This window comes from Bacillus pfraonensis (assembly GCF_050768835.1).
Lineage (GTDB): Bacteria > Bacillota > Bacilli > Bacillales > Bacillaceae_G > Bacillus_A > Bacillus_A pfraonensis.
In genome coordinates, this window is record NZ_JAHCDO010000048.1 from 1 (window position 1) to 16,277 (window position 16,277).

Here is a 16,277-nt window from a genome sequence, read left to right on the forward strand (position 1 = left end):
TAGCGTAAGCTAGTAAGATCCCTGAAAGATGATCAGGTTGATAGGTTCGAGGTGGAAGCATGGTGACATGTGGAGCTGACGAATACTAATAGATCGAGGACTTAACCATATAATATGAAGCAAATGTTATCTAGTTTTGAAGGAATATACCTTCATAAGTCTGGTAATGATGGCAGAGAGGTCACACCCGTTCCCATACCGAACACGGAAGTTAAGCTCTCTAGCGCCGATGGTAGTTGGGGCCTTGCCCCTGTGAGAGTAGGACGTTGCCAGGCTTTATAATCGTCGCGGGGTGGAGCAGTCCGGTAGCTCGTCGGGCTCATAACCCGAAGGTCGCAGGTTCAAATCCTGTCCCCGCAACCAATGGTCCCGTGGTGTAGTGGTTAACATGCCTGCCTGTCACGCAGGAGATCGCCGGTTCGACCCCGGTCGGGACCGCCATTTATACAAAGAAAAGAACGAAACAACTTGTTTCGTATTTTTTTATTTATTTTTAAGAAAACTTATAAAGACAGTCAATCTTATCCTTAGGACAACTCCTAAGGTCTTTTTTATATGTTCAAAATGAAACAAAGTGAAAAAGTCTGTATAATAAAGAGCAGAGAATATTGTGAGTAAGGTAGGTGAAACCTTTGAATAAATATGAAATAACGACAACTTCTTCTGAAGAGACGCAGAACTTATCAGAAAGGTTAGGACAACTTGTTAAGGAACAAGATGTACTTATTTTAGAAGGAGACTTAGGTGCTGGTAAGACAACATTTACGAAAGGTCTTGCAAAAGGCCTTGGTGTGAAACGAGTTGTAAATAGTCCGACATTCAATATTATTAAAGAGTACAAAGGAAGATTACCGCTATATCATATGGACGTGTATCGTTTAGCGGAAAGCGAAGAAGATTTAGGGTTTGATGAGTATTTTTATGGTGAAGGTATAACAGTAGTAGAATGGGCGCACTTAATTGAACCTTTTCTGCCGAATGAGAAATTAAAAATAAGCTTGTTCCATACCGGTAATGATACAAGAAAAATTGTATTAGAACCGAATGGTGAACGTTATATTAGATTATGTGAGGAGCTATTACAAGATGAAAGTACTAGCAATTGATACTTCAAATTATGTAATGGGGGTTTCTCTTATTGATGGAAATACTGTTATGGGGGAAATCATTACGAATTTAACAAAAAATCATTCTGTGCGCCTTATGCCAGCGGTAGAACAACTTTTAAAAGAATGTAATGTAAAACCGAAAGAGTTAGATAAAATTGTTGTAGCGGCTGGTCCTGGATCTTATACAGGAGTTCGAATTGGTGTGACTGTTGCAAAAACGTTAGCTTGGTCATTGCAAATACCGATTGTCGGTGTATCTAGCTTAGAAGCATTGGCTGCGAATGGAGCTAATTTTCATGGTGTTATTTGTCCATTGTTTGATGGACGTCGCGGGCAAATTTATACAGGACTGTATACATATAAAGAAGAGCAGTTATCTTCTGTAGAAGATGATCGGATTGTTCTTATTGTGGATTGGTTACAGATGTTAAAAGACAAGGGACAACCTGTTTTATTTATCGGTAATGACGTAGATCAACATAAAGAGACAATTGTAGAATATCTAGGGGATCAAGCTGTGTTTGCCTCTTGCACAAAGAACAACCCAAGACCAAGTGAATTAGCATTGTTAGGATTACAAAAAGAGGAACAAAGTGTACATACATTTGTTCCAAGCTACCTCCGTTTAGCAGAAGCAGAAGCAAAATGGCTAGAAAGTCAAAAAAAATAGGGGTTATCAAAATGGATATTACATTTAGAAAGATGACGACGGATGATATTACTCAAATTGTAGTAATTGAAGAAGCGTCATTCGCAACTCCTTGGACGGCCGATTCATTTTATCGTGAACTGACGATGAATGAATATGCACATTATGTCGTAATAGAAAAAGATGGTATGGTAATTGGATACTGTGGATTGTGGATTATTATTGATGAATCACATATTACGAACATAGCCATTTTGCCGGCATATCGTGGTCAAAAGCTTGGGGAGGCTTTGCTGAAAGAAGTAATGGAACAAGCAAGAGAAATGGGAGCAAAAACGATGACCCTTGAAGTACGGATGTCAAATGAAGTAGCGAAACAGTTATACCGAAAGTATGGATTCCAAAATGGTGGAATTCGTAAACGATACTATACAGACAATTATGAAGATGGTCTTGTAATGTGGGTGAATATATAATGGAAAAAAATACGATTATACTTGGCATTGAAACGAGCTGTGATGAAACGGCTGTAGCAGTTGTTAAAAATGGAACAGAAATAGTGGCAAACGTTGTCGCTTCACAAATCGAAAGCCATAAGCGTTTTGGCGGAGTTGTACCAGAAATTGCATCGCGTCATCATGTAGAACAAATTACAGTTGTATTAGAAGAGGCATTAAAAGAAGCGAACATTACATTTGAAGATATTGATGCGATTGCGGTAACAGAAGGACCGGGTTTAGTGGGGGCTCTTTTAATTGGTGTAAATGCAGCTAAAGCAATTGCATTTGCACATAATATTCCTCTTGTTGGTGTTCATCATATTGCTGGACATATTTACGCGAATCGTTTAGTGAAAGAACTACAATTCCCATTATTATCACTTGTTGTATCTGGAGGACATACAGAGCTTGTGTATATGAAGGAACATGGTTCATTTGAAGTGATTGGTGAAACGAGAGATGATGCAGCAGGAGAAGCATATGATAAGGTTGCACGTACATTATCGATGCCTTATCCAGGGGGACCTCATATTGATCGTCTTGCTCATGAAGGAAAGCCGACAATTGATTTACCTCGTGCATGGCTAGAGCCGGATTCGTATGATTTTAGCTTTAGTGGATTGAAATCAGCAGTTATCAACACTGTGCATAACGCAAAACAACGTGGTGAAGAAATTGCGCCAGAAGATTTAGCAGCTAGCTTCCAAGCGAGTGTAATAGATGTACTCGTGACGAAAGCAGCGCGTGCAGCAGAAGCGTATGATGTAAAACAAGTGTTGCTTGCTGGTGGTGTTGCAGCGAATAAAGGACTTCGTGCACGTTTAGAGGAAGAGTTTGCAAAAAAAGAAGAAATTGAGCTTATTATTCCACCGTTATCCTTGTGCACAGATAATGCAGCGATGATTGCAGCAGCGGGCACAATTGCATATGAGCAAGGAAAACGTGCAACATTAGCTTTAAATGCAAATCCAGGATTAGATATTGAGGCATAGTTATACACATAATTAACCACAACCTGTGGATAAAACCCATATTATCTGTTGATAATATGGGTTTTATTGTGAGTATTGAATGTTTATAACTTTTATATGATTTGTGGATAATGTGGAAAAGTTATTTTTGTGTTTATATAATAAAGGTGGATATGTGCATAAGGTTGTGGATAATTGTGTTAAGGTCAGACCTTTGACCATAGTCTTTTGTATTGAAAAATAAACAAGGTAGTTGAGGGGCTTTCAACTACCTTGTTTTTATCATATGAATATATAAGGGTTATACGTGTAACTCTTCCCATTCCGCCATAAACTTCTCTAATTCTTCTTGTTTGGTTTGCTTTGCTGTTGTAATCTCGCTAGCCCGTTCGTAGTCAGCATATACTTCAGGTAAACAAAGCTCCTCTTCTAATTGTGCAATTTCTTCTTCTAACTTTGCGATGTTTTGTTCAATTTCTTCAATTTTTCGGATACGCTGACGTTCCTGCTTTTTACGTTCTTTTTCTTCAAGATAGCTTAATTTTTCTTGAGCAACGCTTTTTTGAATAGGTACATCATTTTCTTGCTGTTCAAATTCTGCCCGTTCAATCATTTCATTTTTCTTTTCAATATAGTAGTCATAGTCACCTAAATATTCTTGTGCTCCCTCTGTTGATAACTCAACCACTGTAGTTGTGACACGGTTAATGAAATAGCGATCATGGGAAACGAATAAAAGAGTTCCAGGATAATCAATTAAGGCGTTTTCTAAAATCTCTTTACTATTTAAATCAAGATGGTTTGTAGGCTCATCGAGAATTAATAAATTAGATTTTTGCATCATCAATTTTGCTAGAGCTAATCGAGCTTTTTGACCACCACTTAGGGAAGATACTGGCTTTAATACATCATCCCCTGTGAATAAAAAGTTACCGAGTATCGTGCGAATTTCTTTTTCCGGCTCTAGCGGATAATCGTCCCATAATTCATTTAAAACACGCTTGGATGATGTTAAGTTTGCTTGTTCTTGATCATAATACCCAATAGATACATTTGAACCGAAAGAAACTTCACCGCTTAACGTCTTCAATTTATTTACAATCGACTTTAATAATGTAGATTTCCCAATACCGTTTGGACCGACTAGTGCGACACTATCACCGCGGGTTAATCGCATATTTACATGCTCAATAATTGGTTCTTTGTCATATCCAATTGAAACATCTTTTACCTGTAATACGTCGTTTCCGCTTTGTTTTTCGATATCAAAGTGGAAGGATGCGGATTTAGAATCACCTAATGGTCTGGTCAGTAATTCCATCCGATCTAATTGTTTCCGGCGACTTTGTGCACGTTTTGTTGTGGACGCACGAGCAATGTTCTTTTGGACAAAGTCTTCTAGTTTAGCGATTTCCTCTTGTTGTTTCTCATAACGTTTCATTTCTTGCTCATATAGTGCAGCTTTTAAATCTAAATATTTACTGTAGTTACCAACATATCGTCTGCTCTCTTTATTAGAAATTTCATATACTTGTGTAACAAGCTTGTCTAAAAAGTAGCGATCGTGGGACACGATTAAAATAGCTCCAGGATAGCCTTGTAAATATTGTTCAAGCCATGTTAATGTATCGATATCTAAATGGTTTGTTGGTTCGTCCAAGATGAGTAAGTCTGGTTTTGTTAATAGTAGCTTCCCAAGAGCAAGTCTTGTTTTCTGTCCGCCACTTAATGTGGAAATTGTTGTTTGGTGTGTTTCCGCTGGAAAACCAAGTCCACTTAAAATGGAGCGAATATCCGCTTCATATTGGTAACCACCTTGATCTTTGTAGTCTAACTGTAATTGATCATAATCAGCGAGTAATTTCTCGTACGTAGCAGCATTTGAAAAGTTCTCTTCCTTACCCATTTCCTGCTCTAACCTTCGAAGTTTCTTCTCCATATGCTGCAGATGTGTAAAGACGGTAAGCATTTCATCCCAAATTGTTAAAGAAGTTTCCAAACCTGTATTTTGGGCTAAATAACCAATAGAAACATCTTTTGGCTTTATAATTTCTCCACCATCGTGAGATAATTCACCGGCAATTATTTTTAATAATGTAGATTTTCCAGCACCATTTCGACCAACTAGTGCAATTCGATCTTTTGTTTGGACTTCCAATTTAATGTTTGCAAGAATTGTTTCAGCACCGTATAATTTTGAAAGCCCATTCACTTGTAATAAAATCAATGTTTTCACCTCAAATAATTTCTTAACTTTGCCATGTTTATATTTCTCAATCATACTAAAAATAGTGTATAGTTTAAAATAAAGAGAGAATTCTTCTCTCTATTATACAGGGAAAGTCATAAGTGCTAAACTTATGTATTTATTTTAAATCTGTGAACAAAGATAGGAAGAGAGGAGAGGTTACATGGATCAGCAAAAGATTCCACAGGCCACTGCCAAACGATTGCCTCTATACTATCGATTTATCCAAAATTTATCTCTTTCTGGTAAGCAACGTGTTTCATCGGCAGAATTGAGTGAGGCGGTAAAGGTAGACTCAGCAACAATTCGGAGAGATTTTTCATATTTTGGAGCGTTAGGGAAAAAGGGATATGGATATAATGTGAATTATTTACTATCATTCTTCCGAGAAACGCTCGATCAAGATGATATAACACGTGTAGCACTTATTGGAGTGGGTAATTTAGGGACCGCTTTCTTACATTACAATTTCACGAAAAATAATAATACAAAGATTGAAATGGCGTTTGATGTCAATGAAGAGAAAGTTGGAAAAGAAATCGGAGGAATTCCTGTATATCATTTGGATGAATTAGAAGAACGTTTAACAAATGATATACAGGTGGCAATATTAACAGTACCTGCTACCGTTGCACAAGCTGTAGCAGATCGATTGGCCGAAACAAATGTACATGGAATTTTAAATTTTACACCGGCACGATTAAATGTGTCAGAAAACATAAGAATTCATCATATTGATTTAGCTGTAGAATTACAAACGCTCGTTTATTTTTTGAAAAATTATCCACAATAAAACGCAGAGGAAATCCCTCTGCGTTTTATTATTGCCTTTTCTTTGTAAATTTGACTAAGATAAGTCGAAGTGCCAAATTAAAATCAATTGTTGCCATAGCAGCGAACAGCAGTGTCCAAAAGTTCCAAATTGTATCTGTAACGTTCGTAATTGCGAAACGTGTAAAGATACATCCAAGAAGGAAATACAGTGCTGCCATGAACAATGGTGAGTTCCTCATATTTAAAATCCTCCGATAAATCCTTGCATTTTTTCTGCTTGTTTGATCATTTCTTGTATTTGTTCGTTACTTACTAGTACTTGAGTTATTGCGACTAATGTATTCATCGCGACATGAGCCATAATAGGAACGATGATTCGTTTTGTTTTCACATATAGAAAAGCGAAAACAAGCCCCATGGAAGTGTATACTAACAAGTGTGTAAAATCAAAGTGAATGGCCGCGAAAACAAGCGAACTAATAATGGCTGCGATAAAGAAATTAAATCTTTTATAGAGTGTTCCAAATAAAATCTTTCTAAAGACAATCTCTTCTAAAATAGGACCGATGATAGATATAACAATAAGGAACCATGGAGTAGCTCTTGCTATTTCCATCAAATCTTGAGTGTTTTGAGAACCAGGATTAATCCCTAATAATCGCATTTCAATATTAGCTGCAAGTATTTGAGCAAACATAGCTAAAAAGAAACCGATAAAAATCCAGCCGATTGTAGCAGGAATGCTAGCTCGCTTCGTATCTAAATGTCTTTCACGTATATCGGTTCTAAGAAGCCAAAGTATAATACATAATGCAATAAAAAAGCTGATGATTGACCAGTGCCCAGCCATGATTTGCATTTTCTGCTCTCGTGAAACTGCCATATTATCATATAGTCCTGTTTTGAAAAGGAGCCATATGCCAAAAATTCCCGATAGTTGCATCAGAATATATGTAACTATAATCCACCAATATTGTTTTTTCAAATGGGTTAACCATCCTTTCTAACTCTAATTTATGAGATAAGGCGAGGAAACATGTGAACATCCCGCCGTGGGATACGTAATAACTGTTTGTATTATTATTTTTTTGTAAATCTTTATTTGAAAATGAAATAGATAACAGGAAAAAGCAGTACCTATAGAGAAAATAACTTATGGCATCCTTCATATTGTAACATACGATAAGTGGAAAAGCCGATTCATATAAAAAGGCTTTCTTGAGAATTATTGCTGTTATTGTTGTATAGAAAAAGTTTATATCGTAATTTGCGAAAAAATTATGATTTTTTTACTTGCAAAAGAAATTTAGATTATTTATTATTATAAGTGTGTTAGCACTCATAGTCTTTGAGTGCTAATAAAGAAAATTTACATAGGAAAATGAGGAGGTTATTGTTCATGCTAAAGCCATTAGGTGATCGCGTTGTAATTGAGCTTGTTCAAGCAGAAGAAAAAACAGCAAGTGGTATTGTATTACCAGACACTGCAAAAGAAAAACCACAAGAGGGTAAAGTTGTTGCAGTAGGTACTGGTCGAGTGCTTGAAAATGGTGAGCGTGTTGCTTTAGAGGTAGCAGCAGGTGATCTTATCATCTTCTCAAAATATGCAGGTACTGAAGTGAAATATGAAGGTACAGACTACTTGATTTTACGTGAAAGTGACATTTTAGCAGTTATCGGTTAATTATATACATTTTAAAAATCCAAGGGGGTCAAATATTATGGCAAAAGATATTAAATTTAGTGAAGAAGCACGTCGTTCGATGCTTCGCGGTGTCGACACTCTTGCAAACGCAGTAAAAGTAACGCTTGGACCAAAAGGTCGTAACGTTGTACTTGAGAAAAAATTCGGTTCACCACTTATTACAAATGATGGTGTAACAATTGCAAAAGAAATCGAATTAGAAGATGCATTCGAAAACATGGGTGCAAAATTAGTAGCAGAAGTTGCTAGCAAAACAAATGACGTAGCTGGTGACGGAACAACAACTGCAACTGTATTAGCACAAGCCATGATTCGTGAAGGTTTAAAAAACGTAACAGCTGGTGCGAACCCAATGGGTCTTCGTAAAGGTATCGAAAAAGCTGTTGTTGCAGCAGTAGAAGAATTAAAAACGATTTCTAAACCAATCGAAGGTAAATCTTCTATCGCGCAAGTAGCTGCTATCTCTGCTGCTGACGAAGAAGTAGGTAAATTAATTGCTGAAGCAATGGAACGCGTTGGTAACGACGGCGTTATTACTTTAGAAGAATCTAAAGGATTCACAACAGAATTAGATGTAGTAGAAGGTATGCAATTCGATCGTGGATATGCATCTCCTTACATGATTACTGATTCTGACAAAATGGAAGCAGTCCTTGATAACCCATATATCTTAATCACTGACAAAAAGATTTCTAACATTCAAGAAATCTTACCAGTGTTAGAGCAAGTGGTACAACAAGGTAAACCACTTCTTATCATTGCAGAAGATGTAGAAGGCGAAGCGTTAGCTACGTTAGTAGTAAACAAACTTCGTGGTACATTCAATGTAGTAGCTGTTAAGGCTCCTGGATTTGGTGACCGTCGTAAAGCAATGCTTGAAGATATCGCAATCTTAACTGGTGGCGAAGTAATCACTGAAGAATTAGGACGTGACTTAAAATCTGCTACAGTTGAATCTTTAGGACGCGCTGGTAAAGTTGTTGTAACGAAAGAAAACACAACTGTAGTTGAAGGTATTGGAAATACACAACAAATCGAAGCTCGCATCGGTCAAATCCGCGCGCAATTAGAAGAAACAACTTCTGAATTCGATCGTGAAAAATTACAAGAGCGCCTTGCTAAACTTGCAGGTGGCGTAGCGGTAATTAAAGTAGGTGCAGCAACTGAAACTGAGTTAAAAGAGCGCAAACTTCGCATTGAAGATGCACTTAACTCAACTCGTGCAGCAGTAGAAGAAGGTATTGTTGCAGGTGGCGGTACTTCACTTATGAACGTATATACAAAAGTAGCTGGTCTTGTAGCTGAAGGCGACGAAGCAACAGGTATCAACATTGTACTTCGTGCATTAGAAGAGCCAGTTCGCCAAATCGCAATCAACGCTGGTCTAGAAGGATCTGTTGTTGTAGAACGCTTAAAAGGCGAAAAAGTAGGCGTTGGTTTCAACGCAGCTACAGGCGAATGGGTAAATATGCTTGAGTCTGGTATCGTAGATCCAACAAAAGTAACTCGTTCTGCACTTCAAAACGCAGCATCTGTTGCAGCTATGTTCTTAACAACTGAAGCTGTAGTTGCTGACAAACCAGAACCAAATGCACCAGCAATGCCTGACATGGGCGGCATGGGCATGGGCGGTATGGGCGGAATGATGTAATTTCGTTCGCATAAAAAAACATCCATCTCTAATAGAGATGGATGTTTTTTTGTTGTACATGGAAGAAAAATTATTGCGATAAAGATTTAATCACACTGAGAAAATAATTTCTGTAGAATTTTGTCGCTTTCTCTCTTGACCATATTGATACTTCATTGTTAGAATCTAGGAAGATAATATAAAACAATCCTTCATATATCCTCAATGATATGGTTTGAGAGTCTCTACCGGGTTACCGTAAACAACCTGACTATGAAGGCAGTGCGTCTTATATTTATAAAGAGCGGAATACTATCTTTATAAAGTCAGACCCCTGCCTTTTCTTTGTTATGAGACTGAGGGCGGAGGACTGGCTTTTTTTATTATATTGGTAATGCTTTTTGCCAAATTGGTGAAAATATTTATATACAGAACTAACGTTGGGGTGATTATTTTGAAAAAACAGCACGATACGATTATCGTTTTAGATTTTGGGAGTCAGTACAATCAGTTAATTGCACGTCGAATTCGTGAGTTCGGTGTATACAGTGAACTTCATCCACATACAATTACTGCAGAAGAAATTAAAGCAATGAATCCAAAAGGGATTATCTTCTCTGGGGGACCAAACAGTGTATATGGTGAAAATGCATTCCACTGTGATGAAAAAATCTTTGAATTAGGATTACCGGTATTTGGTATTTGCTACGGTATGCAACTTATGACAAAACACTTTGGTGGAAAAGTAGAACGTGCAAACCATCGTGAGTACGGAAAAGCAGTTCTTAAAGTAGAGAACGAATCAAAATTATATGCAAACCTTCCAGAAGAGCAAGTTGTATGGATGAGCCACGGTGACTTAGTAACAGGTTTACCAGAAGGGTTCGTAGTGGATGCAACAAGTGACTCTTGCCCAATTGCTGGTATGAGTAATGAAGCACAAAACCTATACGGCGTACAATTCCACCCAGAAGTACGTCACTCTGAGCACGGAAATGATTTAATCAAAAACTTCGTATTCGGCGTATGTGGATGTTCTGAAGGCTGGAACATGGAAAACTTTATTGAAGTGGAATTAGAGAAAATCCGTGAAACTGTTGGTGACAAAAAAGTACTATGCGCACTTAGTGGCGGTGTAGACTCTTCTGTTGTAGCGGTATTAATTCATAAAGCAATCGGTGATCAATTAACATGTATTTTCGTTGACCACGGTTTACTTCGTAAAGGTGAAGCAGAAGGTGTTATGAAAACATTTAGCGAAGGCTTCCACATGAACGTTATTAAAGTGGATGCGAAAGAACGTTTTATGAATAAATTAAAAGGCGTTGAAGATCCAGAGCAAAAACGTAAAATCATCGGTAACGAATTCATTTACGTATTTGATGATGAGGCTTCTAAATTAGAAGGAATGGACTTCTTAGCACAAGGTACACTGTACACAGACATTATTGAAAGTGGTACAGCAACTGCACAAACAATTAAATCTCACCATAACGTTGGTGGACTTCCAGAAGATATGCAGTTTAAATTAATTGAGCCTTTAAATACGTTATTTAAAGATGAAGTGCGCGCATTAGGATCTGAATTAGGAATTCCTGATGAAATCGTATGGCGTCAACCGTTCCCAGGTCCAGGACTTGGTATTCGTGTATTAGGCGAGATTACAGAAGAAAAATTAGAAATCGTTCGTGAATCTGATGCGATTTTACGTGAAGAAATCATAAAAGCAGGTTTAGACCGTGAAATTTGGCAATACTTCACAGCGCTTCCTGGTATGCGTAGTGTAGGTGTTATGGGTGACGAGCGTACTTACGATTACACAGTAGGTATCCGTGCAGTAACATCTATTGACGGTATGACAGCTGACTGGGCACGTATCCCTTGGGACGTATTAGAGAAAATCTCTGTACGTATCGTTAACGAAGTAAAACACGTTAACCGTATCGTGTATGATGTAACAAGTAAGCCGCCAGCAACGATTGAGTGGGAATAGAATAAGTTTTTTCGCTTAAAGGAAGATCCATCTATGATTTTATGCATAGATGGATCTTTTTTTGTCTATCTACACGAACGAAAATGATTATTTATATAAAAATGTTCGTTTTTAGATTGACATATACCTGTGTGTGAGTTAATATGAGTATGTAATTGATGTGAAAAGTGAATATTATAGCCGTCGTATAATATCGGGGATATGGCCCGAAAGTTTCTACCTAGCTACCGTAAATGGCTTGACTACGAGGCGTTTGTATAAAGGTTAGGGGAAATCTACCTTTGTTTATAGAACGCTTCCATGTATACGCAATGGAGGCCTTTTTTATTTTTATAGATAAAAGAGGGCTAGGGAGGATTACGACGAGTAATCATATAACGGGGGAAACGTAGGATGAAACGTTATTTTCAGTTTGATGAGCTCGGTACGAATTATAAAACTGAGTTCATTGCAGGGTTAACGACATTTTTATCTATGGCATATGTGTTGTTTGTCAATCCTGCTACACTGTCGCTGGGGAATATTAAGGGATTACCAGCTGGAACAGGAATGGATCCGGGAGCGGTCTTTGTTGCCACTGCATTAGCAGCTGCGATTGGTTCACTCATTATGGGGGTTTTTGCAAAGTATCCAATTGCTTTAGCGCCAGGTATGGGGATCAATGCATTCTTTGCTTACACAGCGGTGTTAACAATGGGGATTCCATGGCAAACAGCGATTGCCGGAACATTAATGTCAGGTATTATCTTTATTATTCTTACTGCTTCTGGTATTCGTGAGAAAATTATTAATGCAATTCCCGTGGAGTTAAAGTTCGCGGTAGCGGCAGGTATTGGTTTGTTTATTGCCTTTCTTGGTTTTCAAAATGCCGGGATTATTGTGAAGAATGATGCGGTTCTTGTTGGATTGGGGGATTTAACAAAGGGCACAACATTACTTGCGATTTTCGGTGTAGTGATTACGATCATTTTAATGATTAAAAAGATAAATGGTGCAGTTTTCTATGGGATGATTCTTACAGCAATCTTAGGAGTAGCAACAGGATTAATTGATACACCTAAAGCTGTAGTCGGTGCAATCCCGAGTTTGGAACCTACGTTCGGTGTGGCGTTCCAGCACTTCGGAGATATTTTCACTGTTCAAATGGGGATTGTTATTATAACGTTCTTCTTCATCGATTTCTTTGATACAGCAGGTACGCTTGTAGCAGTTGCGAATCAAGCAGGATTAATGAAGAATAACAAACTACCACGTGCAGGAAAAGCATTATTTGCAGATGCGATTGCGACTGTAATTGGTGCTATTCTTGGTACATCTACAACAACGTCTTACATTGAATCATCTTCAGGGGTAGCAGCAGGAGGACGTTCAGGATTTACAGCAGTTGTGACAGCTGGATTTTTCTTGCTAGCACTTTTCTTCTCGCCATTATTAAGCGTTGTAACAGCGGCTGTAACGGCACCAGCGTTAATTATTGTAGGGATTTTGATGGTTTCATCTTTAGGAGAAATTGATTGGAAGAAATTCGAGATTGCAGTACCGGCATTCTTCACAATTATTTCTATGCCACTTACGTATAGTATTGCAACAGGAATTGCGATTGGATTTATCTTCTATCCAATTACGATGGTTGTAAGTGGTCGTCGTAAAGAAATTCATCCAATTATGTATGTTATGGGAGTTTTATTCGTACTATATTTCATCTACGTTCGTAAATAAAAGGGGTTTTTTGAAAGGTCTAGACTTAAGGGGAGTCTAGGCCTTTTTTGCGTCTTCAGAAAATCTTAAGGATTTCGTTCCGTTTTTCTTCAGAAGTTTTCTTATAATAAGAAATAGGGACTTTAAAAGTTTTGGGGGCGATATTGTGGCACAGGAAACCATACTTGTTGTAGATGATGAAAAAGAAATTAGGGATTTAATTGCGATTTATTTAAAAAATGAAGGATATAAGGTGTTACATGCTGAGGATGGAGCAGAAGGATTAGCTATATTAGAGAAGAACGAAGTGCATTTAGTTGTATTAGATATTATGATGCCGAAAATAGATGGGATTCATATGTGTATGAAAGTAAGAGAAGCGAAAGAGATGCCGATTATTATGCTGTCTGCAAAAACGCAAGATATGGATAAAATTTTAGGGCTAACAACAGGTGCGGATGATTATGTAACGAAACCATTCAATCCGTTAGAACTAATTGCGAGAATTAAATCACAGCTCCGTCGCTATATGAAAATGAACGGCTTCACTGTTCAAAATGAGGATGAGTTAGAAATTGGAGATATGAAAATAAATGTTTCAACACATGAAGTCAGTGTAGAGGGAGAAGAAGTGAAACTAACGCCAAGGGAATTTTCAATTTTAGAGTTACTCGCCCGTAATCCAGGTATGGTCTTTAGTGCAGAACAAATTTATGAAAAGGTTTGGAATGAAAGGTCCTTTCAATCGGATAATACTGTAATGGTACATATTCGAAAAATACGTGAGAAGGTAGAGGAGAATCCAAGGAAACCGAGATACATAAAAACGGTATGGGGAGTGGGGTATAAGATTGAGAAAGATATATAATCCGTTTACCTATATGTATAAGAAAACGATAAGATTAATTGAAAAGATAGTAAAGAGCGTGCGACGTAGCATACGAATCCAACTTATTACGACTTTTATTGCTTGTGCGTTATTAGGGCTGTTTGTATCGACGAAGATAGTAGCCCCTATTTTTGAGGATGCAAATCAAAATGTTGAAATTAATTATAGGGATGGCATGGAGCAAATTAATCGTAAAGCTCAAAGTACGGCAGAAATGATGGTTACGGAAAACAAGTTAGATGCTTTGCAAAATATGATAGAGTTAGAAAACCAAAACTTAGAACAGGGGCACGAAGCCTTTAAAATATTAATTACTGATGAAAGTGGTAAGGTTCTGTATAAAACGAAGCAGGCACAAGAAGAACAAATTAATTTGCATAATACAATTCGTAATGCGACCTCATTTGCTATCAATTATTCAAATAATAATGATATTGAAAGGTCAAGAAAAGAGTTTATTACTTTTTCACCTATTACAATTGAAGATAAGAACTTATATATGTTTGTGAGTGGGATTCCTCAAGGAGAGGTAGTGTATTATAAAGTAGAAGGTCCATTTCCGTTTCTAATTGGTGTACTTGTATTTATTTTCTCTTTCTTCTATATAACAAAGAGAAAGATGCAACAAATCGAAGCGATGGCACGAGGGGTAAAAGAAATAGAAAAAGGAAACTTAGCTTATCGTATTGAGAAAAAAGGTGAGGATGAGATCGCTGCTTTGACTGAGAATATTAACAATATGGCAGAAGAGCTTATGTATAATATTGAAAAAGAGCGTAAATTAGAGAAACAAAAAAATGAACTCATTACAAATGTATCGCATGATTTACGAACGCCACTTACTTCCATTATGGGGTATTTACGATTGTTGCGAGATTCTAAATATGAAAATAAAGAACAACATGATGAATATACAAGGATCGCTTTTGCGAAATCGGAGCAGTTAAAGAACTTAATAGAAGATTTATTTGAGTATACGAAGTTAACGAATGAAAATATTGTATTAGAAAAGCAAGAAGTATGTATGAATGAACTCCTTGATCAATTAATAGAAGAATTAGTGCCGCAAGCAGAAGAACATGGTCTTGAATTTATTAAAAAGTTTCCTGAAGAACGTGTATATGCTGCCATTGATTCAGAAAAGATGGTCCGTGTGTTTGAAAACTTATTAATGAATGCGATTAAATATAGCAGAGATGATGGAGAGATAAAAGTTTCTCTTCAAAGGCAACGCCGACATATGGAAATTATAGTTGCGAATCATAGTGAAGAGTTTACAAGAGAGGAATTAGCAAATTTATTCGAGCGCTTTTATAAGAAAGATCAATCTAGAAGTAGAGTAACAGAAGGTTCGGGACTCGGATTAGCTATTGCTAAAAGTATTGTTGAGTTGCAAGGAGGGGGGATTCGAGCTGAATATGAGGATGGAATTATTCAGTTTATCGTTTCGTTGCCCATTATAGAAGAAAAGTAAATGAATAGAATTTGATACATTAAAAAAGGCTTGTTTATGAAGAATAAGCCTTTTTGATATTTTTTCAAAAAATGTATTGACGATTATATAAATGAGGTGTAATATTATACGAGTCGCTGATAGCAACAAGCAAAACGCGACAAACGAAATAAAAAACTTAGTTGACATTGAAAGATGAAAATGTTAACATAAGGGAGTCGTAAATGAGCGACAAACGAGTTCTTTGAAAACTGGACGAAACAAACAACGTGAAACGTCAATTTTTATTTTAGATGCTAGACAAACTTTATTGGAGAGTTTGATCCTGGCTCAGGATGAACGCTGGCGGCGTGCCTAATACATGCAAGTCGAGCGAACCGATTAAGAGCTTGCTCTTAAGAAGTTAGCGGCGGACGGGTGAGTAACACGTGGGTAACCTGCCCATAAGACTGGGATAACTCCGGGAAACCGGGGCTAATACCGGATAATATTTTGCGCCTCATGGCGCAAAATTGAAAGGCGGCTTCGGCTGTCACTTATGGATGGACCCGCGTCGCATTAGCTAGTTGGTGAGGTAACGGCTCACCAAGGCGACGATGCGTAGCCGACCTGAGAGGGTGATCGGCCACACTGGGACTGAGACACGGCCCAGACTCCT

General features: G+C 37.5%; 14 protein-coding genes, 2 tRNA genes, 3 rRNA genes and 2 riboswitches. Of the genes, 16 read left to right on the top strand and 3 right to left on the bottom strand.

Translation table 11 applies throughout. The features are described from left to right. The 8 genes from KFD70_RS26635 to tsaD all read left to right on the top strand — a co-directional run. A 23S ribosomal RNA gene (locus tag KFD70_RS26635) occupies positions 1 to 109 on the top strand; the annotation flags it as partial. Positions 110 to 159: 50 nt separating this feature from the next. Then, positions 160 to 275: ribosomal RNA gene (gene rrf / locus KFD70_RS26640) — 5S ribosomal RNA — on the top strand. An 11-nt stretch (positions 276 to 286) separates the two neighbouring features. Next, positions 287 to 363 (top strand) — tRNA-Met (locus KFD70_RS26645). Positions 364 to 365: 2 nt separating this feature from the next. Next, positions 366 to 441, top strand: a tRNA-Asp gene (locus KFD70_RS26650). A gap of 191 nt (positions 442 to 632) precedes the next feature. After that, complete coding sequence (gene tsaE, locus KFD70_RS26655; RefSeq protein WP_336454380.1) at positions 633 to 1,106, top strand: tRNA (adenosine(37)-N6)-threonylcarbamoyltransferase complex ATPase subunit type 1 TsaE; 474 nt, start codon at positions 633 to 635, stop codon at positions 1,104 to 1,106. After that, positions 1,087 to 1,779 (top strand): tRNA (adenosine(37)-N6)-threonylcarbamoyltransferase complex dimerization subunit type 1 TsaB, encoded by a 693-nt coding sequence (gene tsaB / locus KFD70_RS26660; protein ID WP_336454381.1) that lies wholly within the window; start codon positions 1,087 to 1,089, stop codon positions 1,777 to 1,779. Before tsaE ends, tsaB begins: the two co-directional genes overlap by 20 nt. A gap of 11 nt (positions 1,780 to 1,790) precedes the next feature. Then, a complete protein-coding gene (gene rimI / locus KFD70_RS26665) occupies positions 1,791 to 2,234 on the top strand; it encodes a ribosomal protein S18-alanine N-acetyltransferase (RefSeq protein ID WP_336454382.1) in 444 nt (147 codons plus the stop codon). Beyond that, positions 2,234 to 3,250 (top strand): tRNA (adenosine(37)-N6)-threonylcarbamoyltransferase complex transferase subunit TsaD, encoded by a 1,017-nt coding sequence (gene tsaD / locus KFD70_RS26670; protein ID WP_174103231.1) that lies wholly within the window; start codon positions 2,234 to 2,236, stop codon positions 3,248 to 3,250. The genes rimI and tsaD overlap by 1 nt, the downstream gene beginning before the upstream one ends. Positions 3,251 to 3,530: 280 nt before the next feature. Here tsaD and KFD70_RS26675 read toward each other — a convergent pair whose 3' ends face one another. Continuing rightward, positions 3,531 to 5,456 (bottom strand): ABC-F family ATP-binding cassette domain-containing protein, encoded by a 1,926-nt coding sequence (locus tag KFD70_RS26675; RefSeq protein WP_336454383.1) that lies wholly within the window; start codon positions 5,454 to 5,456, stop codon positions 3,531 to 3,533. Between the two features lie 184 nt (positions 5,457 to 5,640). Between KFD70_RS26675 and KFD70_RS26680 the strand changes: the two genes are divergently transcribed. Then, complete coding sequence (locus tag KFD70_RS26680; protein ID WP_017150416.1) at positions 5,641 to 6,270, top strand: redox-sensing transcriptional repressor Rex; 630 nt, start codon at positions 5,641 to 5,643, stop codon at positions 6,268 to 6,270. Positions 6,271 to 6,298: 28 nt separating this feature from the next. Here KFD70_RS26680 and KFD70_RS26685 read toward each other — a convergent pair whose 3' ends face one another. Both KFD70_RS26685 and KFD70_RS26690 read right to left on the bottom strand, forming a co-directional pair. Further along, positions 6,299 to 6,490 (bottom strand): YdiK family protein, encoded by a 192-nt coding sequence (locus tag KFD70_RS26685; RefSeq protein WP_336454384.1) that lies wholly within the window; start codon positions 6,488 to 6,490, stop codon positions 6,299 to 6,301. 2 nt (positions 6,491 to 6,492) lie between these two features. After that, complete coding sequence (locus KFD70_RS26690) at positions 6,493 to 7,236, bottom strand: CPBP family intramembrane glutamic endopeptidase (RefSeq protein WP_336454385.1); 744 nt, start codon at positions 7,234 to 7,236, stop codon at positions 6,493 to 6,495. A gap of 414 nt (positions 7,237 to 7,650) precedes the next feature. Here KFD70_RS26690 and groES point away from each other — a divergent pair, with 414 nt between their 5' ends. The 7 genes from groES to KFD70_RS26725 all read left to right on the top strand — a co-directional run. Continuing rightward, the gene (groES, locus tag KFD70_RS26695; RefSeq protein ID WP_000917311.1) at positions 7,651 to 7,935 is read left to right on the top strand and encodes a co-chaperone GroES; all 285 of its coding nucleotides are present in this window, start codon (positions 7,651 to 7,653) and stop codon (positions 7,933 to 7,935) included. A gap of 37 nt (positions 7,936 to 7,972) precedes the next feature. Beyond that, the gene (gene groL, locus KFD70_RS26700) at positions 7,973 to 9,607 is read left to right on the top strand and encodes a chaperonin GroEL (protein WP_336454386.1); all 1,635 of its coding nucleotides are present in this window, start codon (positions 7,973 to 7,975) and stop codon (positions 9,605 to 9,607) included. A 171-nt stretch (positions 9,608 to 9,778) separates the two neighbouring features. Beyond that, positions 9,779 to 9,880: riboswitch (purine riboswitch) on the top strand. 160 nt (positions 9,881 to 10,040) lie between these two features. Continuing rightward, the gene (guaA, locus tag KFD70_RS26705; RefSeq protein ID WP_420792387.1) at positions 10,041 to 11,579 is read left to right on the top strand and encodes a glutamine-hydrolyzing GMP synthase; all 1,539 of its coding nucleotides are present in this window, start codon (positions 10,041 to 10,043) and stop codon (positions 11,577 to 11,579) included. Positions 11,580 to 11,742: 163 nt separating this feature from the next. Then, a riboswitch (purine riboswitch) is annotated at positions 11,743 to 11,844 on the top strand. A 128-nt stretch (positions 11,845 to 11,972) separates the two neighbouring features. Continuing rightward, positions 11,973 to 13,298, top strand: a complete 1,326-nt coding sequence (locus tag KFD70_RS26710) for an NCS2 family permease (protein WP_336454388.1) — start codon at positions 11,973 to 11,975, stop codon at positions 13,296 to 13,298. A 145-nt stretch (positions 13,299 to 13,443) separates the two neighbouring features. Further along, a complete protein-coding gene (locus KFD70_RS26715) occupies positions 13,444 to 14,145 on the top strand; it encodes a response regulator transcription factor (protein ID WP_336454389.1) in 702 nt (233 codons plus the stop codon). Then, a complete protein-coding gene (locus KFD70_RS26720; protein WP_336454390.1) occupies positions 14,129 to 15,640 on the top strand; it encodes a sensor histidine kinase in 1,512 nt (503 codons plus the stop codon). Before KFD70_RS26715 ends, KFD70_RS26720 begins: the two co-directional genes overlap by 17 nt. Positions 15,641 to 15,926: 286 nt before the next feature. Further along, positions 15,927 to 16,277 (top strand): 16S ribosomal RNA (locus KFD70_RS26725); the annotation flags it as partial.